Source organism: Haloarcula salina (assembly GCF_049603855.1).
GTDB classification, from domain to species: domain Archaea; phylum Halobacteriota; class Halobacteria; order Halobacteriales; family Haloarculaceae; genus Haloarcula; species Haloarcula salina_A.
On record NZ_CP187146.1, the window covers coordinates 258531 to 284224 of the forward strand.

19 protein-coding genes and 1 pseudogene are annotated in these 25694 nt (G+C 66.9%); 10 read left to right on the forward strand and 10 right to left on the reverse strand.

Annotated elements, in window-relative coordinates:
* The first annotated feature begins 7 nt into the window (after nt 1-7).
* Nucleotides 8-772, forward strand: coding sequence for a cobalt-precorrin-7 (C(5))-methyltransferase (locus tag ACOZ4I_RS01340; protein ID WP_424002259.1), 765 nt, complete (start codon nt 8-10; stop codon nt 770-772).
* Nucleotides 773-915: 143 nt separating this feature from the next.
* On the opposite strand, the gene ACOZ4I_RS01345 is transcribed toward ACOZ4I_RS01340, so the two are convergent.
* Nucleotides 916-1689: a CbiX/SirB N-terminal domain-containing protein gene (locus ACOZ4I_RS01345; protein WP_424002261.1), complete on the reverse strand. Its 774-nt coding sequence runs from the start codon at nt 1687-1689 to the stop codon at nt 916-918.
* Nucleotides 1690-1851: 162 nt separating this feature from the next.
* Between ACOZ4I_RS01345 and ACOZ4I_RS01350 the strand changes: the two genes are divergently transcribed.
* Both ACOZ4I_RS01350 and ACOZ4I_RS01355 read left to right on the forward strand, forming a co-directional pair.
* The gene (locus tag ACOZ4I_RS01350) at nt 1852-2340 is read left to right on the forward strand and encodes a cation:proton antiporter regulatory subunit (RefSeq protein WP_424002263.1); all 489 of its coding nucleotides are present in this window, start codon (nt 1852-1854) and stop codon (nt 2338-2340) included.
* A 34-nt stretch (nt 2341-2374) separates the two neighbouring features.
* Nucleotides 2375-3586: a cation:proton antiporter gene (locus ACOZ4I_RS01355; protein ID WP_424002265.1), complete on the forward strand. Its 1212-nt coding sequence runs from the start codon at nt 2375-2377 to the stop codon at nt 3584-3586.
* Between the two features lie 20 nt (nt 3587-3606).
* On the opposite strand, the gene ACOZ4I_RS01360 is transcribed toward ACOZ4I_RS01355, so the two are convergent.
* The gene (locus tag ACOZ4I_RS01360) at nt 3607-4647 is read right to left on the reverse strand and encodes a zinc-binding dehydrogenase (protein WP_424002267.1); all 1041 of its coding nucleotides are present in this window, start codon (nt 4645-4647) and stop codon (nt 3607-3609) included.
* Between the two features lie 413 nt (nt 4648-5060).
* Between ACOZ4I_RS01360 and ACOZ4I_RS01365 the strand changes: the two genes are divergently transcribed.
* Complete coding sequence (locus ACOZ4I_RS01365; protein WP_424002269.1) at nt 5061-5255, forward strand: XapX domain-containing protein; 195 nt, start codon at nt 5061-5063, stop codon at nt 5253-5255.
* A gap of 77 nt (nt 5256-5332) precedes the next feature.
* On the opposite strand, the gene ACOZ4I_RS01370 is transcribed toward ACOZ4I_RS01365, so the two are convergent.
* Together ACOZ4I_RS01370 and ACOZ4I_RS01375 are read right to left on the reverse strand one after the other, a co-directional pair.
* A complete protein-coding gene (locus tag ACOZ4I_RS01370; RefSeq protein ID WP_424002271.1) occupies nt 5333-6094 on the reverse strand; it encodes a hypothetical protein in 762 nt (253 codons plus the stop codon).
* A gap of 3 nt (nt 6095-6097) precedes the next feature.
* Nucleotides 6098-9472 carry a CehA/McbA family metallohydrolase gene (locus tag ACOZ4I_RS01375; RefSeq protein ID WP_424004769.1) on the reverse strand — a complete coding sequence of 1125 codons (3375 nt, stop codon included), beginning with the start codon at nt 9470-9472 and terminating at the stop codon, nt 6098-6100.
* A gap of 476 nt (nt 9473-9948) precedes the next feature.
* On the opposite strand from ACOZ4I_RS01375, the gene ACOZ4I_RS01380 reads away from it, so the two are divergent.
* Entirely contained in the window at nt 9949-10872 is a 924-nt protein-coding gene (locus ACOZ4I_RS01380; protein ID WP_424002273.1) for a nucleoside hydrolase, read from the forward strand.
* Between the two features lie 53 nt (nt 10873-10925).
* Here the strand turns inward: ACOZ4I_RS01380 and ACOZ4I_RS01385 are convergent, their stop codons facing one another.
* The 4 genes from ACOZ4I_RS01385 to ACOZ4I_RS01400 all read right to left on the reverse strand — a co-directional run bounded on the left by ACOZ4I_RS01385 (nt 10926) and on the right by ACOZ4I_RS01400 (nt 16413).
* Complete coding sequence (locus tag ACOZ4I_RS01385; protein WP_424002274.1) at nt 10926-12101, reverse strand: mandelate racemase family protein; 1176 nt, start codon at nt 12099-12101, stop codon at nt 10926-10928.
* Between the two features lie 82 nt (nt 12102-12183).
* Nucleotides 12184-13050: an MBL fold metallo-hydrolase gene (locus ACOZ4I_RS01390; RefSeq protein WP_424002276.1), complete on the reverse strand. Its 867-nt coding sequence runs from the start codon at nt 13048-13050 to the stop codon at nt 12184-12186.
* 42 nt (nt 13051-13092) lie between these two features.
* Nucleotides 13093-14175: a D-xylose 1-dehydrogenase Gfo6 gene (gene gfo6 / locus ACOZ4I_RS01395; RefSeq protein WP_424002278.1), complete on the reverse strand. Its 1083-nt coding sequence runs from the start codon at nt 14173-14175 to the stop codon at nt 13093-13095.
* 786 nt (nt 14176-14961) lie between these two features.
* Nucleotides 14962-16413, reverse strand: a complete 1452-nt coding sequence (locus ACOZ4I_RS01400; protein WP_424002280.1) for an aldehyde dehydrogenase family protein — start codon at nt 16411-16413, stop codon at nt 14962-14964.
* A gap of 361 nt (nt 16414-16774) precedes the next feature.
* On the opposite strand from ACOZ4I_RS01400, the gene ACOZ4I_RS01405 reads away from it, so the two are divergent.
* Together ACOZ4I_RS01405 and ACOZ4I_RS01410 are read left to right on the forward strand one after the other, a co-directional pair.
* Nucleotides 16775-17539, forward strand: coding sequence for an IclR family transcriptional regulator (locus tag ACOZ4I_RS01405; protein ID WP_424002282.1), 765 nt, complete (start codon nt 16775-16777; stop codon nt 17537-17539).
* A gap of 1150 nt (nt 17540-18689) precedes the next feature.
* A pseudogene (locus ACOZ4I_RS01410) lies at nt 18690-19334 on the forward strand (HAD family hydrolase); the annotation flags it as partial.
* Nucleotides 19335-19381: 47 nt separating this feature from the next.
* Here ACOZ4I_RS01410 and ACOZ4I_RS01415 read toward each other — a convergent pair.
* Nucleotides 19382-19558 carry a hypothetical protein gene (locus ACOZ4I_RS01415; protein WP_424002284.1) on the reverse strand — a complete coding sequence of 59 codons (177 nt, stop codon included), beginning with the start codon at nt 19556-19558 and terminating at the stop codon, nt 19382-19384.
* Between the two features lie 219 nt (nt 19559-19777).
* On the opposite strand from ACOZ4I_RS01415, the gene ACOZ4I_RS01420 reads away from it, so the two are divergent.
* The 3 genes from ACOZ4I_RS01420 (at nt 19778) to ACOZ4I_RS01430 (ending at nt 24540) form a co-directional block, all read left to right on the forward strand.
* Nucleotides 19778-20488, forward strand: a complete 711-nt coding sequence (locus ACOZ4I_RS01420) for a metallophosphoesterase family protein (RefSeq protein WP_424002286.1) — start codon at nt 19778-19780, stop codon at nt 20486-20488.
* A 3-nt stretch (nt 20489-20491) separates the two neighbouring features.
* Nucleotides 20492-22963, forward strand: a complete 2472-nt coding sequence (gene ppk1, locus ACOZ4I_RS01425) for a polyphosphate kinase 1 (RefSeq protein ID WP_424002288.1) — start codon at nt 20492-20494, stop codon at nt 22961-22963.
* Between the two features lie 221 nt (nt 22964-23184).
* On the forward strand, nt 23185-24540 hold the full coding sequence (locus ACOZ4I_RS01430) for a right-handed parallel beta-helix repeat-containing protein (protein ID WP_424002290.1): 1356 nt from the start codon (nt 23185-23187) through the stop codon (nt 24538-24540).
* A 174-nt stretch (nt 24541-24714) separates the two neighbouring features.
* On the opposite strand, the gene ACOZ4I_RS01435 is transcribed toward ACOZ4I_RS01430, so the two are convergent.
* Complete coding sequence (locus ACOZ4I_RS01435; RefSeq protein ID WP_424002292.1) at nt 24715-25656, reverse strand: M48 family metallopeptidase; 942 nt, start codon at nt 25654-25656, stop codon at nt 24715-24717.
* Nucleotides 25657-25694 lie beyond the last annotated feature (38 nt).

The following is a 25694-nucleotide window of genomic DNA, read 5'->3' on the forward strand; positions in this document are numbered from 1 at the left end:
TCTCTGGATGACTGAGGGCGACGACTACGACCTCGATAGCGGGCCAGACCCCGCCGCCCTCGCGGCAAGTGCGCCCGAGGACCCCCACGCCGACCGGCCGGTCCACGCTGTCGGCATCGGACCGGGGAACCTCGACTTCCTCACGCCGCGGGGCGAGCAGGCCATCCGCGAGGCCGACGTGGTCGTCGGCTTCGAGACGGTCGTCGACTTCGTCGCCGAGCGCACCGATGCCGACCTGTTGACCTGCGGCTACCGGGACGAACTCGACACGCTCGCCGCCTTCGCCGAGCGCGTGGCCGCCGGCGAGCGCGGGACGGCCGTGCTGATGGGCGACCCGAACCACTCGGGCTACCAGTTCGTCGGGAAGGTCCAGCGGGCCGTCGACCGCCCCGTCCGCGTCGTGCCGGGCATCTCGTCGCTCCAGATCGCGGCCAGCCGCGCCCGGACGCCGATGGAGGACACGACGTTCGTCACGCTGCACAAGAGCGGCGACCTCGCCGACGACCGCGCCCGCCTCCGCCGCGACGTGGGCGAGCGCCACTTGCTCGTCCTCCCGCGGCCGTTCGACCTGATGCCCGAGGACGTCGCCGCCGACCTGCTCGACGCCGGCGGCGACCCCGACCTGCCGGCGCTGGTGTACGAGCGGCTCACCCACGACGACGAGGCGCGCACCGCGACGACGCTCGGCGACCTGGCCGCCGACGCCGGCGGCGACGGCCGCGAGGACACGCGGTTCTCGGACCTCTCGGTGCTGGTCGTCCGTCGGGACTGACCGCGCTAGCGCGCGGCGTTTTTTCGGCTGTTCCCCCGTCGCTTCGATTCGAGAGAGACGCAACGTGGCCGGGCGGCCGCTATTCGGGCGAGTCGCGACTTCGAGAAAACCAAGTAATCCAGCGCGAACCGACCGTACTGTTCCTAGTCGCCTTCGCCGTCGGTGGCCATCGGCCGCGTCGTGCCGGCCAGCGTCGCCTCGAAGGTCCGCGGCGTGGTCGCGCAGGCGAGCGTCCGGGTCGTCTCGACGGCGGTCTCGATGGCCTCGGTGACGAGCGGGTGCTCGCCGAGCGGGTCGGCGTAGGCGAGGCCGCCGCGGTCGAGGTCGAGCCTGGACGGGATCTGCTCGTCGGTTGCCTCGTTCGGGGCGAGAAAGAGCGGGACGGCGGCGGCGTGGTCGCGGGTGAGGTTGTAGCGCACGCACTCGACGGCGGGGTTCTGGAGGAGATAGCAGGGCTCGACCTCGCCGAAGTCGGTCCGCTCGCGCAGGCGCTCGGCGTGGTACTCGGTCACCTGGCGCTGGTAGGGCGTGCCGCCGGAGCCGAAGGCGACCAGCGCGACCGAGGAGTCGGGGGACTCAGGCACGACAGACGCCGCGCGCTCCCGGAGCGCCTCGGTGACGAGCGGACTGCGCCCGACCGGCTCGCAGTAGTGCGTCTCGGCGTCGACTGCTTCCAGCGCGGCCGGGATCTCCGTGACCGTCGTATGGTCGTGGGCGACGGTCAGCGGGAGCGCGAACACGCGGTCGGCGTCGACGGCGGCGAGGTCCTCGCGAAGCTCCCGGCGGGGCTCGCGGTCGTAGGTCAGCACTCGCACGTCCGTGGCTACCCCGCGGTCGCGGAGGCGGCGAGCGTGTGTCTCGAACGGCGTCGCACGCGGCGCGTCGCGACCGATGAGCAGGAGTGTGTCGTGTGGCATTGGTGGCTCCCGTCGCTAAAACAAATTACTTTGTCTTAGCGAAAGTTGGCTTGTCTTAGGGTTATGTCGCGTCCACTAATACCTTTGGGTCACTCCCCACGCCTTCCTCGAACCCGCTCTCGCACCCGGGTCTTATTGCCTCGCCACCGCAATCTTGCGGGTATGGACGTGACCGAGAGCGACCTGCCCGGCGTGGGGAAGAAACACGAGGTGGACATCGGCGGCGGCCAGCAACTGGTCATCGTCACGCACAACACGGGGACCCGCGAGCTGTATCTGAAAGCGAGCGACGACGCCGATTCCGAGAAGCTCGTCGAGCTCTCGGACCGGATGGCCCGCATGGTCGGGACCATCCTCGAAGGGGCGTACTTCCAGCCGGTCCAGTCCGACCACGTCGAGACGATGCTTGCGGAGGGGACGCTGCTGGAGTGGTTCGCCGTCGACCCGGACTCCCCGCTGGTCGGCGAGACGGTCGCGAGCGCCGACGTGGGACAGCGCACGGGCGTGACCGTCGTGGCCATCCAGCGCGACGGGGAGGTGATTCCCGGCCCGATGCCCGAGCGGACCATCGAGGCCGGCGACACCCTCGTCGTCGTCGGGAACCGCGAGAGCTGCGACGACTTCGAGCGCCTGCTCACCGGTGACGAATAGATGGGGGCGCGGAGAGTCCCGGAGGTGAGCGCGGGTGGCTGACCTGCTGGGCGTGGGCGTGCTGTTCGCCGCGGTGGCGGTCGCCGGCGTCGTCGCGGTCAGGGTCGACAAGTCCGTCATCCCGCTGTACATCGTCGTCGGGATGGTGCTGTCGCCGTCGGTGACCGAGGGTATCGACGTCGCCGGCGTCGCGTTGCCCACCATCGGCGGCTCGGAGTTCGTCGACATCGGCGCGGAACTGGGTATCGTCTTTCTCCTCTTCTTCCTCGGACTGGAGTTCAACCTCGACCGCCTCATCGAGAGCCGACAGCGCATCGGGAGAGCGGGGCTCCTCGACCTGGGCATCAACTTCGGGGTCGGCCTCTTGCTCGGGTTCGCGCTGTTTCGGGACCCGCTCGCGGCCGTGCTGGTGGCCGGCATCGTCTACATCTCGTCGTCGGCCATCATCACCAAGTCGCTCATCGACCTCGGCTGGATCGCCAACGACGAGGCCGAACCGATGCTCGGTTCGCTCGTCTTCGAGGACCTGTTCATCGCGGTGTATCTCACCGTCGCCGCGGCGCTCGTCACGGGCGGGTCCGACGTGGGGGCGGCTGTGACCTCCGTCGGCATCGCGCTCGCGTTCATCGTCGGCCTCCTCCTGCTTGCACAGTACGGCACGCCGTGGTTCGAACGAGCCTTGCAGACGAACTCGAACGAGTACAAGGTGTTGCGCGCCGTCGGCATCACGGTGCTGGTGTCCGGTGTGGCGCTCGCCATCGGCGTCAGCGAGGCCGTCGCGGCCTTCTTCGTCGGCATGGCCTTCGCGCCGACCTCGCACGCCCACGACCTCGAAAATCTGCTGGAACCGGTCCGCGACACGTTCGCGGCCGTGTTCTTCTTCTGGATCGGCGTCGAGACCGACCCGACGCTGTTCCCCGGCGTCGCGGGCCTCGTCGCCGCGGCCGTCGTCGTCACGACCCCGACGAAACTGCTCTCGGGCTACCTGGGCGGGCGCACGTACGACCTCGGGCCGCGGCGGTCGATGCGCGTGGGCCTGGGGATGGTCACGCGCGGTGAGTTCTCGCTCATCATCGCCGCCGTCGCGCTGACGGGCGCGGGCGTGTCGCTCTCGGTCGACCTCGCCAACGCCATCTACTCCTTTACCGTCGCCTACGTGCTCGTCATGAGCGTCCTGGGGACGATGATGATGCAGTACTCCGAGCCGTTCGAACGGTTCGCCGTCGAGCGGTTCGGGACGGAGTAGCCAAAACAGCGCCGAGCGGCCTACAGTTCGCTGTCCGGGACGACGACCACTTTCCCGAAGCCCTCGCGGTTCTCGATGATCTCGTGGGCGCGGGCGATGTCGCTCATCGGCAGCGTCTCGCGGATTCGCGGCTCCATGTGGCCCTCCCAGACGAGTTCGAGCACCTCGTCGGCCTGGCCCGGCGTCGCCATCGTCGACCCGATGACCTGCAACTGGTTCCAGAAGATGCGGTTCAGGTCCGTTTCGGGGTTGCCGCCCGTCGTCGCGCCGCAGGTGACTACGCGGCCGCCCTTGACGAGGCTCTTGAGCGAGTCCTGCCAGGTCTGTGCGCCGACGTGGTCGACGACCATGTCGACCCCGCGTCCGCCGGTGAGGTCTCGGATCTCGCTCGCGAAGTCCGTCTCCGCGTAGTTGATGGTGTGGTCTGCGCCCAGTTCGGCGGCGTAGTCCAGTTTCGCCTGGCTGCTGGCGGTCGCGAACACCTCCGCGCCGGCGTGGTCGGCGACCTGGACGGCCGCGTGGCCGACGCCGCCGGACGCACCGAGGACCAGCACCGACTCCCCGGCCTTGAGGTCGCCGCGGTCGCGAAGCATCCGCCAGGCGGTCTGGAACACGAGCGGGGCCGCGGCGGCCGTCTCCCAGTCGACGCCCTCTGGGACCGGCGTGAGGTTCTCGGCCGGCACGGCGGCGAACTCGCTGTGGACGCCGCGGACGTGCTCGCCGATGATGTGAAAGTCGGGCGCGAGCGTCGGGTCGCCCTTCCGCGTGAACTCGTCGCCGCCGCCGCTCTTGCCCGCGAGGACGGCGACGCGGTCGCCCGGTTCGAACCGGGATACGTCCTCGCCCACCTCGCTCACGACGCCCGCGCCGTCGCTGCCGGGGATGTGGGGCATGTCGAGGTCGACGCCGGGGAGCCCCCGCCGCGTCCAGATGTCCAGGTGGTTCAACGCGGCGGCCTTCACGTCGATCACTACCTCGTCGCGTCCCGGTTCGGGGTCCGGGAAATCGCCATACTCGAGCACGTCACGGTCGCCGTGATGGTCGAACTGAACGGCTTTCATCATCATCATTTATCGTGCAACTCTTATAAATGGACAGTCCGCGGCAGCTGACACATGACTGGTTCTGTCCGAGGTACCGGTGTGCCCTGCCAATATCTTCGTTGATATGGTTCGTTCTCGTCCAAATAGTACAACTGTGTCCTGTAACAGGTAATTCTACCGACGAAATCAGATATCGACGGAAATTTGAATCGATCTCATCAGTATATGGTCTGAATGAACGAAAATATGCTACTTATCTGTACTCCCTACGCCTGTATCGGCGTTGTCTCGCTGTGGTGTGCGAATTCTACGCACAGTGACGGCGAGAGGGAGCATACTTACCCGTCGACGCCGTTCTCTGTCCCACCAATGACACGCAGTTCGACACACGACGCGACCACACCGCGGCCGACGGACGGGGTGAGCGCCCGATGAACCTCTCGCTCGTCGTCCTCGCGACGATAACCGGCGTCCTCACCGGCGTCGCCTTCGGTCTCCTCGACGTCCCGATTCCGGCCCCGCCGAACCTCGCCGGCGTCATGGGCATCGCCGGTATCCTCGTCGGCTACCGCCTCGTCGAGTACTTCGACGTGGGCGTCAGCCTCCACTCGCTGTTCGGAATCTGAGTCGGCCGCGACGGACCCGAAATTCTCTGCCGATTCGACCGACACCGTCGAGCGACGGTGTTCGGCTGGGCTTCCGATTACCCGTCGGTGTGACCCGTCGCCTCGTGCGTGTGATCGCTGCTGCCGTCGTCGTGACTGTGTCCGGCGTCGGTTTCGGTGTGGCTGTGGTCGCTCTCACCGTCGCTGTGGTCGTGCGTGTCCTCACTGCCGTCCCGGTGGGTGTGGTCCCGCGTCAGGCGGCCGTGGTAGGTGTCGAGCGTGCGTTCGAGCAGCGCGGTGCGGGTCTCCTGGCCCGCGGCGACGGGCCTGGCCCACCGGGTCTCGGTCCGCCAGTAGCCCATCACCGCTCCCGTGGGTTCGACCAGTTTCGCGTCGAGGCCGTCGACCCGCCAGTCGTCGGCGTAGGCCTGCACGAACGAGACGACGACCGTCTCGATGCCGGCGGCGATCTCGTGGCTCCGGGTGCTCTGCGTGACGTACGTCAGCCTGACGCGATCGTCTTTCACCCGGAGCGATTCGATCTCGACGAACCGCTCGTCCAGTAGCGATTCGAACGAGCCCAGCGGACCGGTCGCCTCCGCGTGGTCATCGTGGGTGTGCTCCTCGTCGTGCCCGGGGTCCTCGGTGACGTGGCCGTGGCCGTGCTCGCCGTTCTCGTGAGCTGTCTCGGTCGCCGTCCGGGTCGGCGCGGCGGTTTCGCCGCTCGAACTGGACACGCCAGCGGAATCGGACTGGCCCGAAGACGCGCCGAACCCGCTACAGCCGGCGCTCGACGCCGCCGCCAGCGCGAGGGCCCCGAGGAACCCCCGCCGCGTCGACCGCTGGCTGGCGTCTGGCACGGCTCACACGCCCCGCCTGGTTGCGAGCAGGGCTGCACCGACGAGCGCGATCAGCGCCACGACGGCGGTGAAGCCCGGGCCCGAGGCCGCGGCGGTCTCGGTCCCCGCGGCTTCGGTCTGCGTCGCGCCGCCGCCGGACTCGGTCGCCGTCTCGGCGTCAGTCGCAGTCCCGCCCGTGTCGGTGGCCGTCTCGGTGTCGTCGGACGCCGCGCCGCCGGACTCGCCGTCGCTCTCGCTGTCGGACTCGCCCTGCTGGCTGGTCGCGATCCAGACGGGGCTGGTCAGCGCGCGGTCGCCGTCCACGTCGACGACGCGGAACGCGACCCAGGCGTTCCCGTCGACCGGTACCTCGGTGCGCATCGTGTCGTTCGTCCCGTCGAGCGTGACGTTCGCGACGGTCGTCCCGTTCCTGATGACGTGGGCGTACGCCAGTTCGTCGAGGTTGCGGACCGTGGCTTCGGCGGTGACGTTCGACCCGGCCGTCGTGGTGACGGTCTCACCGGGCATCCGGTCAGCGACGGTGAACTGGACCGCCGGCCCGTACGTCGCGTAGGTGTGGCCGTCCTTCACGGACTGGGCCCACTTCTCGGCGGTGACGTTGCCCTCGACGTAGGCCCGCGTGCGTGCGCTGCCGTACTTGACCGGGAAGCACTGCGAGCAGTGGTCGTCGCTGACCCCGGTCGCGGCGATGTCGTACCCGTTGTTCCAGAGGGTAAACAGCCCCTGCACGCTACTCGCGTCACTGGCACCGTACTCACCGTTGTACGCCTCGATTGCGTCGACCATCGGGAGGTACTCTTCCTCCTGGCCGGGCGCTTCCGAGAGGTCGACGAAGCGGTCGCCGGGGTGGTTGATCTGGAAGACGGTCGCGTTGTGCTGGGCGCGTGACTCCTCGATGAACTCCACGAGCGTCCCCTCGGAGTCGATCATCTCCTCGCCGTGCATCGGGTAGGGGTTGAAGTGCCCGAGGTCGCCGGTGGTGATCTCCTCGCTGCGGATGAACAGCTCGTCGCGCGCTTCGGCCTGGGACTGCATCGACCCCCAGCCGCCGATGGCGTTGTGATCGGAGATGAACACGGCGTCGACGCCGGAGGACTTCTGGATCGCGAGGAAGTTGTCGATCGGCGTCTTGCCGTCGAAGCTCACGCTGCTGTGTGCGTGCGGGTCGACGCTGACCCAGTCGTTCTCGCTGGGGTCGAGTTCCTCGGTGAACGTGGCGTTCACCGTCACCGCCGCGCCGGGCGTCACGGAGATGTTCTTGCGGACCGGTTCGGTGTTGTACTCCGTCCCGTGGTTCAGGACGAGGGTGTAGTTCCCGGGCGGCAGTTCGAAGGAGGCCGTTCCGACGGGCGTCGTCTGCGTGTAGACGGTCTTGACGGCCGTCCCGTCGTCGAGGACCGTGATCCGGGCGTCGGCCGGGCTGACCTGCCCGCTGTCGTTCAGCGACGTGGTGACGTTGACCGGTGCGGGGCCTTCGAGCGTGTCGAAGGAGACGGTCGTCGTCTCGCCTTCGGTGACGGTCACGGTCTTGGACTCGGAGGGCGCAAAGCCCGCGGCCTCGGCCCGGAGCGTGTACTCGCCGGCGGGCAAGTCGAGGCCGTAGGACCCCTCGTCGGTCCCGACGGTGTACGTGAACGCGCCCTCGTCCGTCGAGGCGGTGATCGTGGCCCGCGAGACGGACTCGTTGTCCGCGCTCTCGACCGTGCCGGTCACGGTTCCCACGTCGGCGTTTGCCTGTCGGTTGTAGTACTCGCTGGTCGCGCTACTGGAGCCGTCCGCTCCGACGAAGAAGGCGAACTCGGCGGACTGGCTCTCGCCGGGGTCGAGGCGGTGTTCGAGCCACGGGTCGACCCACGTCGAGGAGGCGGTGTACGCGGTGAACGAGCCGTTCCCGCCCCAGACGCCGTAGCTGACACGGTCGCCGGTGAGCGCGGCCCACGGCTGGGTGAGCGTGTCGGCGCTCACCGGCGGCGCGCGCGTCTCCTCGATAGTCCCCGAGCCGGGGAGCCAGGTGGACTGGCCCTCGGAACTCAGTGCCGCCCCGCTCTGGAGCCGTTCCGAGTCGTTGACCGGGAGGCGCTGGTCGCCGCCGTTCTCCATCGTCGTGTTGATCCAGACGTGACTGGAGTTGGCCGGCAGCGTGTACGTCGTCGTGATCGAGACGTTCGGATTGCTACTGGCGTGGCCGGTCGCGGTGACGACCGCCACGCCGTTCGGCCCGGTCGCGTTCTGGCGCTCGAAGGACTCGTAGACTGGCCACGTCCCGAAGTTGTTGAACGCGAACTCGGCGACGCCGATCTGGTCGGTCGTCAGCCCGTATGCGTTGGCGTCGTAGATGCCGCCGGGGAGCGTCCCGAAGGGCCCGTTGCTCTCGGTCCCGATGGCGACCGCGACCTCGCTGTTCTTCAGGACGATGGTCTCGTTCGCGGGCGTCTCGCCGCCCTTGAGCCGCTCGCCGGTGACTGCGACCGGCTTTGCGGGACGCTCGACGTGGCCCGAGGCGGCCAGCCACTTCACCGTCCGGAACAGGAACGGCCGGGTGTCGGTCTGCTGGTGTTCGGCCTGCCACTCGTCGGTGAGGTAGGTCGTCAGCGACTTCTGGCTGCCGAAGGCGACGACGCGGCCGTTCTGGCCGATGTCCCACGTCGCGGCCGCACCGACGATGCGCTCACCGCGCGGGAAGCTCTCCTCGGTGGTCGAGTACGTGTATTCGTAGGTGTCCTCGTCGCCGTACAGCAGCGGGGCCTGCGTCCCGTTGTCCGTGTCGGTCACGTTGATGCTGACGCCGTCGTACTCCACCGTCTCGACGCCGTCGGTGACGGGGTGGTCACCGGTGTTGTGCAGGACCACGCGCCACTCGTAGTCCTCGACGGTCTTGTTGGTCGGGTCCTGGATGTTTCGCAGCCACTTGTCGCTCTCGCCGTTGAAGTGAAGCCCGTACGGGTCGGTGATGTCGTTGAGCTTCCCCGCGTTGCCCTGTAGCGGCGAGGTCCAGTCAGCCACGACGAACAGGCTGCCGCCGTTGCGGACGTACTCGTCCAGCGCCTCCTGCTCGGCCTCGCTGTAGGCGGTCTGCGGGACCGGGACGATGACCACGTCGTAGTCAGAGAGCCCGCTCGCGGCCGAGTCGTTCCACGAGGTCAGCCCGCCCGTGGTGGAGCGCTTCGTGTCCACGTCGTACCCCCGCTCGCTGAGTCGGTTCGCGAACTTCGTGAACGTCGAGCCCTGATGACTCCCGTCGATCAGCACGTCGACGCCCGCCCCGCTCGCGTTGAGATCGACTGAACTATCAGGTCTCGGGCAGCTTCGATTCAGCTGACAGTTCACGGTCGATGCACTCGCGTTCTGTGCCGTCTGTGCCGTCACCGCAGTGCTCACGTTCGTCGGCTGTGCCGACGTCGTCGTCGAAGCGGCCACAGGACCGCTCACGACGGAGAGAACGAGAACAGTGCTAAGCACTATCGAACGGACGTTGTTACTGGATGTCACTTTGTGCACGATATAAATACCGCGTAGTTAAAACTTACGTCGGACAAACACATCTGAGAACATACCTGAAAACAATACATACTGGGAAGACGATAGCTCCACTCGTCGACGGTCGACGAGAGCACTCACGAGGCGGTCGGCGATCGGACTCGTCTGAAAGCCGTGTCCCGCCGTCTGTTCGTGTCACCAACAAGAGCGTTCCGGCCGCACACATCCGATGTGCCGCCCCGCACATCCGGCACAGACGTGTGTCACGCTCGGACCGCTCCACTCGGTGTGTCTGTGCCCGTCCCGTTCGCCGGACTTGGCATCTCGTCGCGTGCGCGTACCAGCCTTTATTAAACGCTGGCCGCAACGCCAAGGGTATGTCACGCAAGGTCTTCTTCGACGTGGATCCCGGGTGCGACGACGCCGTGATGCTGGCGATGGCGCTCGGCCACGACGCCGTCGACGTGGTCGGCATCTCGACGGTCTGTGGCAACACGACCGTCGAGAACACCACGCGGAACGCCCACGGGATACTCGAACTGGGCGGCTACGACGTGCCGGTCGCGCGTGGCTGTGCCCGCCCGCTGGTCGACGATCTCGACACCGCGGAGTGGATTCACGGGGAGAACGGCATCAAGGGCGAACTGCCCGAGACGGACCGTGAGACGCGTGCTATACACGGCGCGGACGCGATCATCGAGGCGGCCCGCGAGCACGGCGACGCGCTGACGATCGCAGCCGTCGGCCCGCTGCCGAACCTCGCGCTGGCGCTCGCGAAAGAACCCCAGTTGCCCGACCTTGTCGACGAGATATACCTCATGGGCGGGGCGGCGATGACGACCGGGAACGTCACACCGATGGCCGAGGCGAACTTCCACAACGACCCCGCGGCGGCCAGCCGCGTCCTGCAGGACGCCGCCCCGAAGATGGTCGGTCTCGACGTGACCAACCGCGCGACAGTGGCCCCGGAGTTCGTCGCCTCCTGCCGCGAGGCCGGCGGCGTCCGCGCCACCGTCGCCGAGTGGCTCGATTACCGCCCCGACTCCGGGACCTATCCGACGGCCGAGGCTCCGGCCATCCACGACGCCGCGGTCGTCGCCGACATCGTCGACGACGCCGTACTCACGTTCGAGGAGTACTACATCGCCGTCGACACGAGCGGCGGCCCCTCCCACGGCGCGGTCATCTGCGACGAGCACGGCGTGACCGACAACGATCCCACTGGGCAGGTGGCCGTCGACATCGACGTGGCCCGTTACCGCGACATCCTCGAAACGGGCGTGCGGGCCTACGCGGAGTAAGCGGTGACTTACCGCGGTAGCCTGGGAAAAACTATACGGATGTTGGCGGCTCCCTACTCGTACGTGTGGACGCTCCCGGTCGTGTTCTCGGCGATGTAGTCCCAGTCGTACTCGACACCGAGGCCGGGGCCGTCGGGCACGGAGACCGTCCCGTCGGCATCGACGGCGTCCATCAGGTCGGAGTAGCCGCCCTCGTACACCGGCGGCTGGGTGTTCTGGCAGTCCGGGTGGACCAGCGCCATCTCGTAGTAGTTCGAGTTGCGGCAGGCGGCGATGCAGTGGCGCTGGGCGGGCCCGGGCGCGTGGAACTCCACGTCGAGCCCGAACGCCTCGGCCATGCGGGCCACCTTGATCGCGCCGGTGATACCCGCGTCGTACTCTGGATCGGCCCGCAGGAAGTCGGTGGCCTCGCTGGCGGCGAAGTCGGACTTGATCTCCAGCCCGCGGACGTGCTCGGTCTGGAGGATCGGCGTGTCGAGCTTCTGGGCCAGTTTCTTGTGGGCGTGCTGTGAGATGCCGCCGTCGCGGAAGGGGTCCTCGTACCAGAAGAAGCCCTCCTCGTCGAGCGCGCGACCGAGTTTCAGCGCGTCGGCGAACGTCTCCAGTTCGCAGGCCGGGTCGTGCATGAGGTCCATCTCGTCGCCGACGGCATCGCCGACCGCGTGGACGGCATCGATCTCGCGCGTGAGGTCGCGGGCCGCGTCACCGCCGCCCCAGCCGTGGATCTTGAAGCCGCCGAAGCCCTCGTCGCGACAGTCCTCGGCGAAGTCGGCGAAGGCCTCGGGCGAGTCGAGTCCGCCAGCGTCGTCGCCGTGGTAGGTCGAGGCGTACGCCGGGATGCGCTCGCGGTAGGTCCCGAGCAGTTCGTGGATGGGCGCGTCGTAGTACTTGCCCGCGAAGTCCCACAGCGCGATGTCGATGGGGCCGATGCCCATCCGGTCGTACTTCCGGAGCGCGCGCTTGCACTCCGACCAGTGCTTCTCGCGTTTCAGCGGGTCCTTGCCGATGAGATACTGGGCGACGATGTTGTACTGGGCGGCCGCCGGGGAGTTCCCGCCGACGTACTCCCCCGTGATGCCCTCGTCGGTGTGAACCTGGACGCCGAATAGCTTCCGCGTCGTGGTCTCGCCCGGCTCGTAGACGAGGTTGAAGCCGTGCTCGTCGGTCCCCACGTCCTCGAGGGGGTACTCGAACTCCCGGCTTTCGATCTTTGTGATCGTTGGCGACATTGGCGGACGTACCGGGGTCGGCGTAATAAATGTACCCCGCCACACAGATTGTCGACGCGGCACCGGCGGACGGCGATCCGTCTCACTCTCCGTCGAGGGCGTCGAGTCGCCGGATGCCGGGCTCGTCGAGCCGGACCGAACAGCCGACGTACGGCGGCTCGACGACTCTGGGGTACTCGTGTGACACCGCGTGGTCGTGCAGGACCTTCGGGTCGCCGCCCTCGCCCTGCCACATGTCGTGGTGCGAGGGGAGCAAGCGGGTCAGCCGGAGCTGGGTCGCGGCCTCGATCACCTCGTTTTCGTCCATGTACCACTTCGTGCGGACGCCGCGGTCCGGCTCGGGCTCGTAGATGGAGCCGACGGTGCCGAACGCCAGCGCGCCCACGTCGATGTCGTAGCGCTCGCCCACGTCGGCGAACGCCGCGGCGGGGCGGCTGTCGCCCGCGTGGAAGAACGTCCCGGACTCGTGCTCGACGACGTAGCTCACCGGCTCGACGGCGTCGGGGTCGTTCGCGCCCTCGACGTGGACGGTGAAGTCGCCGACCTCGAACGAGTCGCCGGCGGCGATTTCGTTGCGCTGGTCGCCGTCGACTGGAATCTCGCCGTCGTAGTCAGGCTCCGCGTAGGACGCGGACGGCGCGTACAGGTCTGCGCCCAGATCCGCGACCAGCGGCTCGAACGACGGCGGGTGCATGTGGTCGATATGTTCGTGCGTGACGAGCACGGCGTCACACAGCGTCGCGTCGGCCGGGTCCATCGGGACCGGAATCATGCGGACGAGCGTCGGCGGGTCCCCCTCGCCGAAGTACGGGTCGACGTACAGCGTCGTCGTCGCCGACCGGAGGACGAAGCCGTTACAGCCGAGGTACCAGACGGAAACGCCGTCGCCGGGGTCCGTCGCTTCGATCTCGTCGCGGACGAACCAGTCGCCCCATGTCGAGTGAACCATGGCTCGCCAGTGGGTCCGCGCCCGCCAAAAACCTTCGTGCCGTCAGTCCAGTTCGACCGTCGACTCCGTCTCGGACGCCTCGTAGACGGCCTTGATCGTCCTGATGTCGACCAGCCCGTGCTCGCCGTCCGCGTAGGGCTCCGCGCCGGTCAGCAGGCAGTGACTGAAGTACTCGAACTCCTCTTCCATCTGGTCGATCTGCTCGAAGTCGATGTCGACGGTCGTTCCGTCGTGGGAAAGCTGGAGGGCGCGGTCGTCCCACGGGTAGAACGCCGGCTCGACGCGGACCTTCCCCTCGGTCCCGAGCACCGAGATGTGGCTGTCGAGGTGCGCGTTCTGGCTGGCGGTGCAGACGGCGTAGGCGTGCCCGGGGAAGTCGAGCTGGAACGCCCCGTGCTCGTCGGGTACGTCGTCGAACTCCTCCTGGACCGACGCGACCGTCCCGCGGACCCGAACCGGGTCCGCCTCCAGCAGGAAGCGGCTCGTGTTCAGCGGGTAGAGCCCGATGTCCATGACGGCACAGCCGCCCGAGAGCTCCCAGTCCAGCCGCCACTGGTCGGGATCGGGCACGAGGTCGAGAATCGGCTCGGTCATGTTGCCGTGGACGAACAGCGGCTCGCCGACGTACCCCTCGTCGATGAGGTCCTTCGCCCGCCTGACGGCCGGTTCGGTGTGCATCCGGTAGGCGATCATCAGCGTCGCGTCGTGCTCGTCGCAGACCTCGATCATCCGTTCGGCGCGCTCGATAGTGGCCTCCATCGGCTTCTCACAGAGGATCGCCTTGTCCAACTCCGCGGCCGTCTCGACGAACGGCAGGTGGCGGGCGTTCGGCGTGACGACGTAGACGGCGTCGTAGGCGTCGCTCGCGGTGCCGTCGTGGAACTCCTCGTAGGTGATCGCGTGTTCGACCGTCTCGGCGTCGGCGGCCACGTCCGCGGCCTTCTCACGGTCACCGCTGACGAGCACGGTCGTCTCACAGAGGTCGCCGGCGGCGACGGCGGGCATCGCCTGCTCGGTGGTCCACCAGCCCACCCCGATCATCGCGAACCGGACCGGGTCGTCGGTCGTCGTCAACTCCTGCCAGTCGCGGTGATCGAAACCCGTCGTGAGCGCGTCGACGTTCATGGCGGCCGGTGCGCCCGCGTGACTATTATGCGTTGTGTTGCCACATCGACTGCGTTCCGACTTCTCGAATACAGATTCAGCGATCAGGCCGATCGATCCCTTGCAGATGGATTACTGTTCAAGATCACGGAACGACTTGTGGCCGGATGCGTGTTCCCGACCGACTTCTGCCCCGGTGGAGAGTATCGGGGTAGAACGGCTATTGACTGGTTGTGGGGCCGTCTGGAAGCACATGTCGGCGAGCGGACGACCGCGGAATAACGACAGTACAACCGTTACGCTGCTCGTTCAGTATCGATGAACGCACGCTAGCTAATCCGGGGGGCGAGTTCAGACGTGTCTGTGTGCGGTTCCGTTCGGCGTTACTCCTCGAACGACGCGGCTCCACGGTGAATGGAGCACTCGGAGAGAGAAAGTACGCATGGCCGGGCCCAACCGGAACGCGTCTCTGCCACGAGCCACGCGGCAGTTGTGCGGTCCGATGTTACGGGAATCGCTTCGACGCGAGAGTGTCCAACGACGGGAGTTCGTTGCGGTCCGGGTGCCTACAGACTGCAACGATAGTGGAACGTCTGTACGGGACAGACGATGGCCGTCGGTGCTGGGGCCGTTCCACCATCCCTGGTCGATTGGGCTACGACCATGACTGATGACTTTGCAGGCTCGCTCTTGTGGTGGACAAGAGCAAGTACGCATACAGAAGATTAGTATAAAAAGATTGTGTTTCGCGTAGATGCTGCGGGACGGGGCGATCGAGAGATGGAGATCCCGGGTGACGCGGGTCCGTTAGCTGTTGCGGTAGACCGTCTTGATGTAACTGAAGAACTCCAGGCCGGCGTCGCCCTGTTCGCGGTAGGTGTTCGTCGAGGAGCGCTTGAGGCCACCGAACGGAACGTGCAGTTCGAGGCCGGTGGTCTTCTCGTTGACCTTGACGACGCCGGACTCGGAGCGCTCGATGAACTCGTTCTCCTCTTCGACCGACTCGGTCACGATGCTGGCCGAGAGGCCGTAGTCGACGCCGTTGGCGACTTCGAGACCCTCCTCGAAGTCAGAGACGGGGATGACGGCGAGCACCGGACCGAAGACCTCCTCCTGTGCGATTCGCATGTCGGGCTCGACGTCGGAGAAGACGGCCGGCGAGATGAAGTTCCCGGCGTCGTACTCGTCGCCGGTCAGCTCCTCGCCGCCGGTCTCGTGGGTCGCACCCTCGGACTTCGCGATGTCGACGTACTCCAGACTGCCCTCGAGTTCGCCCTGGCTGACGTGGGGACCCATGTCAGCGCCGTCGAGGCCGTCACCGACCGTCAGGGACTCGGCGTAGTCGACGATGCCGTCGACGAACTCGTCGTAGACGTCCTCGTGGACGATGGCGCGGGAGGTCGCCGTACAGGCCTGTCCCGTGCCGCCGAAGGCCCCGGCGCCGACGATGTCGACGGCCTTGTCCACGTCCGCGCTCGACGTGACGAGCGTGGGGTTCTTGCCGCCCATCTCCGCCTGGGCGCGCTTGCCGTTCGCCGTCGACTGTTCGTAGACGTGCTCGCCGATCGAGGCGCTGCCGGTGAACGACACCGCGTCCACGTCGTCGTGGGTGGTCAGTCGCTCGCCGACCTCGCTGCCGGGACCGCAGACCAGATTGATGGCACCGTCCGGGATACCGGCTTCGTCGAGCGCTTCGACGATCTTGGAACCGACGGACGGGGCCTGCATCGCGGGCTTGATGACGACAGTGTTACCGACCGCGAGCGCCGGCGCGATCTTCCAGGCGGGAATCGCGATGGGGTAGTTCCACGGCGTGATCAGCGCGGCGACGCCCAGCGGCTCCTTCTTCGTCTGCAGGCCCGCGCGGCCACCGCTCGGCTGCTTGACCGTCCCGCCGAAGTCGCGCGCCTTCTCGGCGTAGTAATAGAAGATGTCGATCGCCCGCTGTACTTCGCCCTGGGCCTCGCCGAGCGGCTTGCCCTCTTCGCGGGTGAGCGTCTCTGCCAGTTCGTCTTTCTGGTTCTTGAGGATCTCACCGGTCTCGCGCAGGATGGCGCCGCGCTCGGGGCCCGGCATGCCGGCCCACTCGTCGGTCGCCTCGACCGCGGCCGCGACCGCAGCGTCCGTCTCCGCCGTCGAAGAGACCGGGACGGTGCTGACGACCTCGCTCTCGTCGACCGGGTTCGTGACCTCCGTTGTCTCGCCAGATTCGCTACCGGTCCACTCGCCACCGATGTAGTTCTCGTACGTCTGCGTCATACGTTCGATGGATTGCGTCCACGATACTTACGCGTTTCCCCATGACGTTTCACTCACCCGCCGACGGACCGCGAGAGCGAAACAATCGGTCCGCTCGACCGCCGCGTCTCGGCCGGGAGACGTGCCCTCCAAGTGACTGAGCGATGGCTTTAAATGGAACGGTGCGGTCACTGTTACCTAACGAATACGATCTCCCTCGGTCGGTCGGCGACGGGACACGGCCGACCCGCTGGCTTCGTCGCTGTGACCCATCGCCCTGCGATTCGGGTGGCGGTGCGATTCCGGTCGGAGTCTGCCGGGTATCGCGCCAGCGGGTCAGGGCGTGTGACCGAGTCTCCGCGGTCCAGATTCGAAACCAATTATGGCACGAACGGCACAAAATCCGGTCAAATCGGTCGAGACGACGTTCAAGATACTCAACGGGCTCAAGGACCTCGGCGGCGCCGGTGTCACCGAGCTTTCCCGACACCTCGACCTCCCGAAGAGCACGATTCACAACTACCTCAGTACCCTCGAACAGGAGGAGTACATCGTCAACGACGACGGTCGCTACAGGGTCGGGCTCCGGTTCCTCGAGCTCGGTGCGTACTCCCGGCACCGCCAGAAACTGTTTCGCATCGCAAAACCCGAAGCCGATCGCCTCGCGGAGGAGACGGGCGAACTGGCGAACGTCCTCGTCGAGGAGCACGGCCGCGGTTCGTACCTCTATCGCGCTCGCGGAGAACAGGCCGTCCAGGTCAAGGCCCACGTCGGAACGCGCGTCCCGCTTCACTCGACCGCCCTCGGCAAGGCCATCCTCGCCCACCTCCCCGAGGAACGCGTCGACACCATCGTCGAACGCCACGGGCTCGGTGACGAGACAGACAACGCGGTGACCACGCGGGAGGAACTCCGCGAGAGTCTCGAATCGGTCAGAGAGGCTGGCGTCGCGTTCGACGATGAGGAACGACTCGACGGCCTCCGGTGCGTCGCCGCGCCGGTCCTCGACAACGACGGCAACGTCCTCGGCGCCATCAGCGTCTCCGGCCCGACGAACCGGTTCCGAGACGATCGATTCACTGAAGAGCTCCCTCAGAAAGTACTCGAAGTCGCCAACGTCATCGAACTCAACGTCACCTACTCCTGAATCAGTCAGCCGTTGTCGTCCCACTCTCGCCCGGAGACGCTCGACTTGGCCCACTGCGCGGACCGACCGAAACCAGTTCTTTGATATGGAACGGTCGTTCTTTCGACATAATCGGCAGATATTGACTCGCCACGCCCGGAAATACGGGATATGGAGGTTGGGAAGCCCTATCTCCTGATTTGGACACCGTCTCTAACTCTGTCTCATGGTAGTCCTTTGTCCGATAAAGCGGAACAACTGTGTCCTGCGGGCGAACGCGTTCGGAATGACGGTTCGATCTCCGTGGACGCCTGTCGATTGCTGTAGACTCGCGTAGCGGTTGGGCGGCCGATCTGGGTTCACGCAGTGATCGTAACACGTGTATAAGTGTTATCGACCGGTCGCCTTCGCCCTGTCTCCCGGGAGTCGCTCTGCGCGGTTTTCCCGTGCGGGATGGGTGATTTGATATAGCGATATACGATTCATTTTATATGTACGACACCGTCTGTGCAACCCACTATAGATTCGTCTGAACCGCTACTATCGGTCCGCTCGGGCTAACTCGGGGCTTTCGAGCGTCGAAGACGTGGTCGACTGCCGGAGTGGTCGCGTGCGCGATCAGTACATCGCCCCTGCTCCAAGCCACCGCTCGTGAGTCGTTCGGGTTTGGGGCGGACTGGCCGATAAGGGAGAAGGATGCGACATCTTCGGCGGGCCGGATCCCCCCAGCTCGGTTCGGTTCGCTTCCAGAGCCGTCGGGTCCGCGGACTCCAGATCTGCCGTCGCCACCCGTCGGTGGTCGGGTCGTCGTACCACGACGGCACCCCTCACGTTGACTGTGTTCCACGGCCGTGTGACGTCGCGCCTGGACTGCGCCATCCTGAGCGTGGGGAGCGGATCTCCCGCATGTCAGCCGTGACCACGGTCGATCTGACTGTCCGGCGGAATCCCTCTGTCGTCGACTGACTCGCCGTCCGCCGGCCGTTTCGCCGACGCCTTCGAACGGCGATTCACGGCTCGATAAATCGTACCCTGCTATATCGAATCGGGCATTCCGCGATTTGGCACAGCTTCGGAAGGTACCAATCGCTTGGGTTCCGCCTCGTCGGTGGAAGTCTGTCTCTCGTCGCTGGTCGACGTTTTTCGTACTTCCTGGGTTCGAGGCAGGGGGGACCAACTCTCTGGGAACTTCGGCGAGGGAGTCGTCGGCAAGACGTACTACGCGGGCAAGCCCGCGCTGTTCGAGGAGCGGGGCTTCGATCACCCTCGGGCACGCCGCGAGACGGACGGCTGCGTGGCAGACGCGGCGTTCGAGTCCGGCGAGGGAGCGGTCCCCGAGGACACGCTCGGGGCGCTGGAGCGAGGGCAAGACGGTCGTTCTCGTCGGGACGGGAGCGGAGCTGCTGGGGGCCATCGCCGACGAGGTGCGCCCCGTCTCGAAGCGGGCCGTCCAGCGCCTGCATGAGCCTGGCGTCGAGCACGTCGTGATGCTGACCGGCGACAACGAGGGCACCGCGCGGGCCATCGCGGAGGCGGTCGGCGTCGACGAGTACCGCGCCGAACCTTCCCCGAGGAGGTCGACGCCGTCGGGAAGCTGCCGTCCCTCTACGAACTGTCGCACACGGCCAACGACGTGATCCGGCAGAACATCTGGACAAGCCTCGGCGTGACGCTCCTGCTCGCGCTGGGCGTCCCGGTGGGGCTGGCGAGCGTCGCGCTCGCGGTCGTGGTCGGCGACATGGGGATGAGTCTCGGCGTCTCCGGGAACGCGATGCGGTTGTCACGGACCGAGTCGGACCGGTTCTCCGACACCTGACCTCCGCGTCGAAAACGGAACCGCGGCGAACGCGGCGGCCCGTCGAGTTACCGCTGGCACTCGAGATCTTCGAGCAGCGCCTCGGCGATGGTGCTCTTGCGATGTGAGACCAGCAAGTGACAGTAGATGTCGTCCCGGCTACTGGCGGTGCAGTTACACAGCGGGCAGCTGTGTGTCGGATTCGGGTGGTCTTCGATCGCACGCCGTGGGACACTGGCTTGCATGTGCGCGAGTACCGTCGCTCGGTAGAAAGCCGTTTCTAGGACCGATACGTGGCGCTCTATTCCGATATAGAGAGCCGACGAGGTGCCAGTCGGCTCGCCCTCCCGGGCGATTCATGGGCGGTCGGCCGTCGTCGGCGACCCGGACATATTCCTATATATTCCTCATATAAAGCCCCTATAGCGGGACTTCCGTCGATCCGCCTACCGACCTTTTCACTCATGGCCACCGCACTGACACTCGACCCCGAACTCGACGCGCCGCACCGACGCATCGACAGCGGTCGGTGGGACGACATCTACGTCGTCGGCGACGTCCACGGCTGTCGACCGACGCTCGAACGCCTGCTCGACCGGCTCGACCCGGCCGCCGACGACCTCGTGATCTTCGTCGGCGACCTCGTTCGGAAGGGGCCCGACAGTGCGGGCGTCGTCGACCTCGTACGTCACACGCCGAACTTCCTGACGGTCCGCGGGAACAACGAGCAGAAGCTCGTCGACGGCCGGAAGTCCGTCGCGTCGCTGACCGACGACGACCTCTCTTGGATCGCCTCGCTCCCCGTGGCGATCTCCTGGGACGACTCGCTGGTCGTTCACGGCGGCGTCGACCACCGCAAACCGCTCGTCGACCACGGGCTGACGGACCTCTTGAACATGCGCTCGCTCGTCCCCGACGGCAGTTACGACCGGCCCTACTGGTTCGAGACGCGGACGGCGGAGCCGCGGATCTTCTTCGGTCACACGGTGCTCTCCGAGCCGTTCGAGACGCCCGCCGCAGTCGGACTCGACACCGGCTGCGTCTACGGCGGCCAGCTGACGGCCTACCGATGTTCGACGGGTGAGTTCGTCGCGGTCGAGCCCGAGACGACCCACGAGGACCGCTCGGCCGACAGCATCGTCGACCCCGACCGGAACGCGCCGCTCTCCACCTGACTCATGAAGCGCCCCGAGTCCCCGGACATCGAGCCCTACCGGCCGGACGATGTCGACCTGACCGATTCGTCGCTGTATCTCAACCGCGAACTGAGCGAACTCGCCTTCCAGCGGCGCGTGCTCCACGAGGCGCTCGACGAGCGCAATCCGCTGCTCGAACGGGTCCGGTTCCTGTCCATCGTCACCCGAAATCTGGACGAGTTCGTGATGAAACGCGTCGGCGGCCTCAAACAGCAGATCGAGGCCGGCGTGACGGAGACGGCCCCGGACGGCCGAACGCCCCGCGAGCAGTGGGACGCGGTCCACGAGACGCTCCGCCCCATGCTCCAGACCCAGGCCCGGTGTTACCGGAGCGCGATTCGCCCGGCCCTTGCTGACGCGGGTATCCACGTTCTCGACTACGACGCGCTCAGCGACGCCGAGCGGGCGTCGATGCGCGAGTACTTCGAAGACTCGGTGCTGCCAACGCTGACGCCGCTGTCGTTCGACCCGGCCCATCCGTTCCCGTTCATCTCGAATCGGTCGCTGTCGCTGGCAGTCCTCACCCGCCAGCCGGACGCCGACGACCCGACGTTCACCCGCATCAAGATTCCGCCGAACCGTCCGCGGCTGATTCAGGTCGGCGACGACGCCCGCTACGTTCGTATCGAGGACGTCGTCCGCGAGAACCTGGACCTGCTGTTGCCCAACGTCGACATCGTCGACGCGGCGCTGTTCCGCCTGACTCGCAACGCCGAGGTGCGACGTAACGAGGAGGTCGCCGAGGACCTCATCGACATGGTCGAGGACGTGCTCGAACAGCGACGGTTCGCGACGGTCGTCCGGATGGAGATCTCCGCCGACGCCGACTCGCGCATCCGGGCGACGCTCACAGAGCAACTCGATCTCGACGAACGCGAGATATACGACCTCGCCGGCCCGCTGGACTACCGCGACTTCGCGGAACTGACCGACCTCGACCGCCCGGACCTCTCGCTCGACGAGTGGACGCCACAGCCACATCCGCGCCTCGACACCCGGGATCCGCGCCCGCTCCGCGACGCCGACGAGACCGCGACTCGCGACATCTTCGAGCGCATCCGGGAGGGAGACATGCTGTTGCACCACCCGTACCACGACTTCACGGACACGGTCCAGCGGTTCCTCTCGGCGGCCGCCGAGGATCCGAACGTGCTGGCGGTGAAGGCGGCCATCTACCGCACCGCCAGCGACTCGCAGGTGATTCAGTCGCTCATCGACGCCGCGGAGAACGGCAAGCAGGTAGCGGTGATGGTCGAACTCAAGGCCCGTTTCGACGAGCAGAACAACCTCGAATGGGTGCGCAAACTGGAGGAGAACGGCATCCACGTCGCCTACGGAACGGTCGGCCTCAAGACCCATACCAAGACAGCGCTCGTGGTGCGAGAGGAGGACGACGGCGTCGAACTGTACTCGCACATCGGGACCGGGAACTACCACTCCGAGACGGCGAAGGGGTACGTCGACCTGGGTCTGCTGACCGCCGACCGCGACATCGGTCGCGACCTGACGAAGGTGTTCAACTTCTTCACCGGCCCCTCGCTCGACGAGGAGTTCCGCGAACTGCTCATTGCGCCGGTCACGATGCGGCGGGAGTTCACCCGCTGTATCCGCCGAGAGGCGCAGCACGCGCTCGCCGGACGGCCCGCGCGCATCGTCGTCAAGGTCAACGGTCTCGAAGACCCCGCTATCGTCGAGGAACTGTACCGCGCGTCGATGGCCGGTGTCGACATCGACCTCGTCGTCCGGGACATCTGCCGGCTCCGACCGGATCTCGACGGCATCAGCGAGAACGTCTCCGTCTACTCGCTCGTCGGCCGGTTCCTGGAACACTCCCGCATCTTCTACTTCGAGAACGGCGCGCGGGCCGACAACGGTGCGGACGAGGACTGGGGCGATCCGGAGTACTACATCGGCAGCGCCGACTGGATGACGCGGAACCTCGACTACCGCGTCGAGGCGATCACGCCCGTCACGGACCCGGACGTCCAGCGCCAACTCCGCTTCAACCTCGAACTCGTCCTCGCGGACAACCGCAAGCTCTGGGAGATGGACGGCGACGGCGACTACCGCCAGCGCTACCCGGACGACGGCGAACGGGTCGTCAACGCACAGGAGGTGCTGATGCGCGAGACGCTGAAGGCGGGTCGCAACGAGGACTCCGCGGTCGGGATGCCCGGCGACTACCCCCTGGAGAGCGACCTGTGCGTCGTCGGCGAACGCGCCGACGATTCGGAGTCCACCGTCGAGCCGGCTTCGACCGAGCGACCGTCCGGTGCGCCCTCGGAAGTCACGGACGGCGGTAAATCGGTGCTCTCGAGCTTCGGCGACCGGTGGTACGTCCCGAACAGCGACACCTACGCGTACGCGGTCAGGACGCCCGACGGCGACCGCCGCTACCTGAAAACGAAGGCCGGCGCGGTGGACCTCCTCGAACGCCTGTATTCCGCGGACTAGCGGCGCTCTGGGCACCCCGCCTCCTCGCTCGGTTTCGTCGGTCGGTGTCGAGTCCACATCGCCCCAGCGAGCGGCGGCGCTCGCCCGGTCTGGCCCGAGCGTGGCGGCCGGGAACGCGCTCGTGGCGTGTCCGGTGAGTCAGATATCCGTACGTATCGGTACGTATCGGTCAGATCAGTAATATAAAGTGACAGTATCGGAGTGCCGACACGTTCGAGCGAATGCAATCCAGCACTCCGGCAGGCGACACCCAGCGCGGCGCGGGACTGCTACAGACCACTCGTCGGTCACTCCTCGGGAGCATCGGGGCGGCCGCCGGCCTCGGACTCGCGTCCGGCGACGGGCGTGCACAGATTTCCGGTGGGATCCCGGGCACGGGCGACGTGTACTTCGTGACGCGGAACGAGACGCCGGCCGCAGAGCGCGGGCGGGGCAACGGGACCGGCCGTGGGTCCGGCACGTATCTCGTCGTCGACGGCTCGACGGGCAGCGTCTCATTGGCCACCGACGACACCGCGGACGTGGCGTTTCAGCACGCCTTCGACCAGCTCGGCGAGTCCGGCGGGACCGTCGTCGCCAGCGCGCACACCTTCGAGTTCGGCGGTCCGGCGACGGTCGGCGACGACACGCTGGTGACCGGCCAGCGGGGGACCCGCCTCGTCGCGTCGCAGACCGGCAGCCGGGACGACCCGGCACCGACCGAGAGACAGGAAAATCCGCTGCCGACGGGGCACGACCTGCTCCGAGTCCGCGGCGACAACGTCGCCGTCACGGATATCGAGTTCGACGGTGCGGGCACGCAACTGGACAATCAGGCCGTTCAGGCCGACGGCTGTGACGGCCTCCTCGTCGCGAACACGCGGACGGTCAACGGCTTCCAGATGGGCATCTCGTTCACGCGGTGTACGAACGTGACCGTCCGCGACAACGAGGTCGTCGACCCGAACTGGTACGGCATCACCAGTCGGAGCGCGCCGGCGGGCGGCGAGTCTGACCTCCGCCGGTCGAGCGACGTCGTCATCGCGGGCAACCGCGTCTCCGGGATGAAGTTCAACAACATCGCGCCGTACAACGTCTCGCACTTCGTCGTCTCCGGCAACGTGGTCTTCGACGGGGGCCACAGCCTCATCGCCTGTTCGCCGGCCCAGCGGGGCGCGATCGTCGGCAACGTCTGTCGGGATCTGCACGAGTTCGCACCAGACCCCGGCGGCGAGGCCGGCATCGAGATCGAGTACAAGGAGACGCACCTGCGCGACGCGATCGCCGGGACGCCGGCGGCGCGCTCGGCCGACATCACGATCGCGGGGAATCAGGTCGCCGGCTGTCCCGTGGGAATCCTCTCCCGGACGGTTCCGGCCGACAGTGACGAGACGGAGGCCCGCCGGGAACAGCGCCCCCACGGCTTCACGGTCACCGGCAACGCCGTCAGCGGCGCGGCCGACGCCGGGATTCGGGTCCGCTCGGGCGAGCGTGGCGTCGTCGCGACGAACACGCTCCGTGATATCGGAACGGCCATCGATGTCGCCGACGGCTACACAGCCGGGCTCCAGATGGGACTGAACGCGACCGGTCCCTGAGAATCGGCCCCTCGATAGCGCTCTATCTCCCGCTACTCTTCTGGGTGGTGGCACTGACCACCGAAACGACGGCAGGCGACGGTATTTATCGCCCGACGAAAACCACTCTGAGAGAAAATTTCCGCAAGTGAGATTATCTGTCTCTGAAATACGAGGGATGGTGCGTGGTGGGTCTTATTTGACTGTCACGTATCGCGTTCGAGATTCGGATGCCGCTCGCGCTCGCAGTCGTTCGATGCGTTCGTCCATCGGTGGGTGCGTCGAAAGGAGGTGTGACAGGTCGTCGTCTTCGGTTCCGTGGACGTACAGCGGCGTCAGCGGCCCCAGGTCCGGCGTCGACGCCCGTTCGATCTTTCCGAGGGCGCGTGCCAGCGCGAGCGGCTTCCCGGTCACTTCGACGGCGCGGTCGTCCGCGGCCCACTCGCGACGCCGGGAGTACGCGAGCGCCAGGAGGGCGATGGCGAACCCGAGGAGGCCGACGAACTGCAGTGCCCGTCGCTGGGCGACGGCGAACCACGACCCCGACCAGGCCTCGGGCCGCCCGCGAATCAGCGCCAGTGCGCGAGCGATGCCGCCCGCGAGCGCCACGAGCGGGAGCACCGCGATGGCGATCAGGCCGACGACGCTCTGTAACATGCTGTAGAGCACCGTCTGGACGAACGCGTCGCGGGTTTCGAGGTGAGCGAGTTCGTGGGCCAGCAGCGCCTCCAGTTCGTCGGCCGAGAGGTAGCCGAACAGTCGTCGGTCGACGATGACGGCCCGCTCGCTCCCGCCGACTGCGAAGGCGTTCGGGACGGGGAGGCGCGCCACCAGCAGCGCGGGCGTCGACACGTCCATCCGTTCAGTGAGCGAGTCGAAGCGCCGGTAGACGCCGGGCGCTCGCGACCGCGGGAGTTCGACCGCGTCGACCGACCGTCTGATCTGACTCGTTCCGACCCAGTAACTCAGCGCTCCCATCGCCAGTGCCGTTCCGACGACGACGGCCGCCGCCGTTCCGGCCGATGGCCGTTGCGCCCACACCGTTACGAGTACCCGGTACCCCACGAACACCGCCGCCAGGTACACGGCGAGCGTCGTAACGCCGAGCACCGCGAGCAGCAGCCGCCTCGCGTCCATGACACTCGATACGGTTCGCACCGTGAAACCGACTTGGG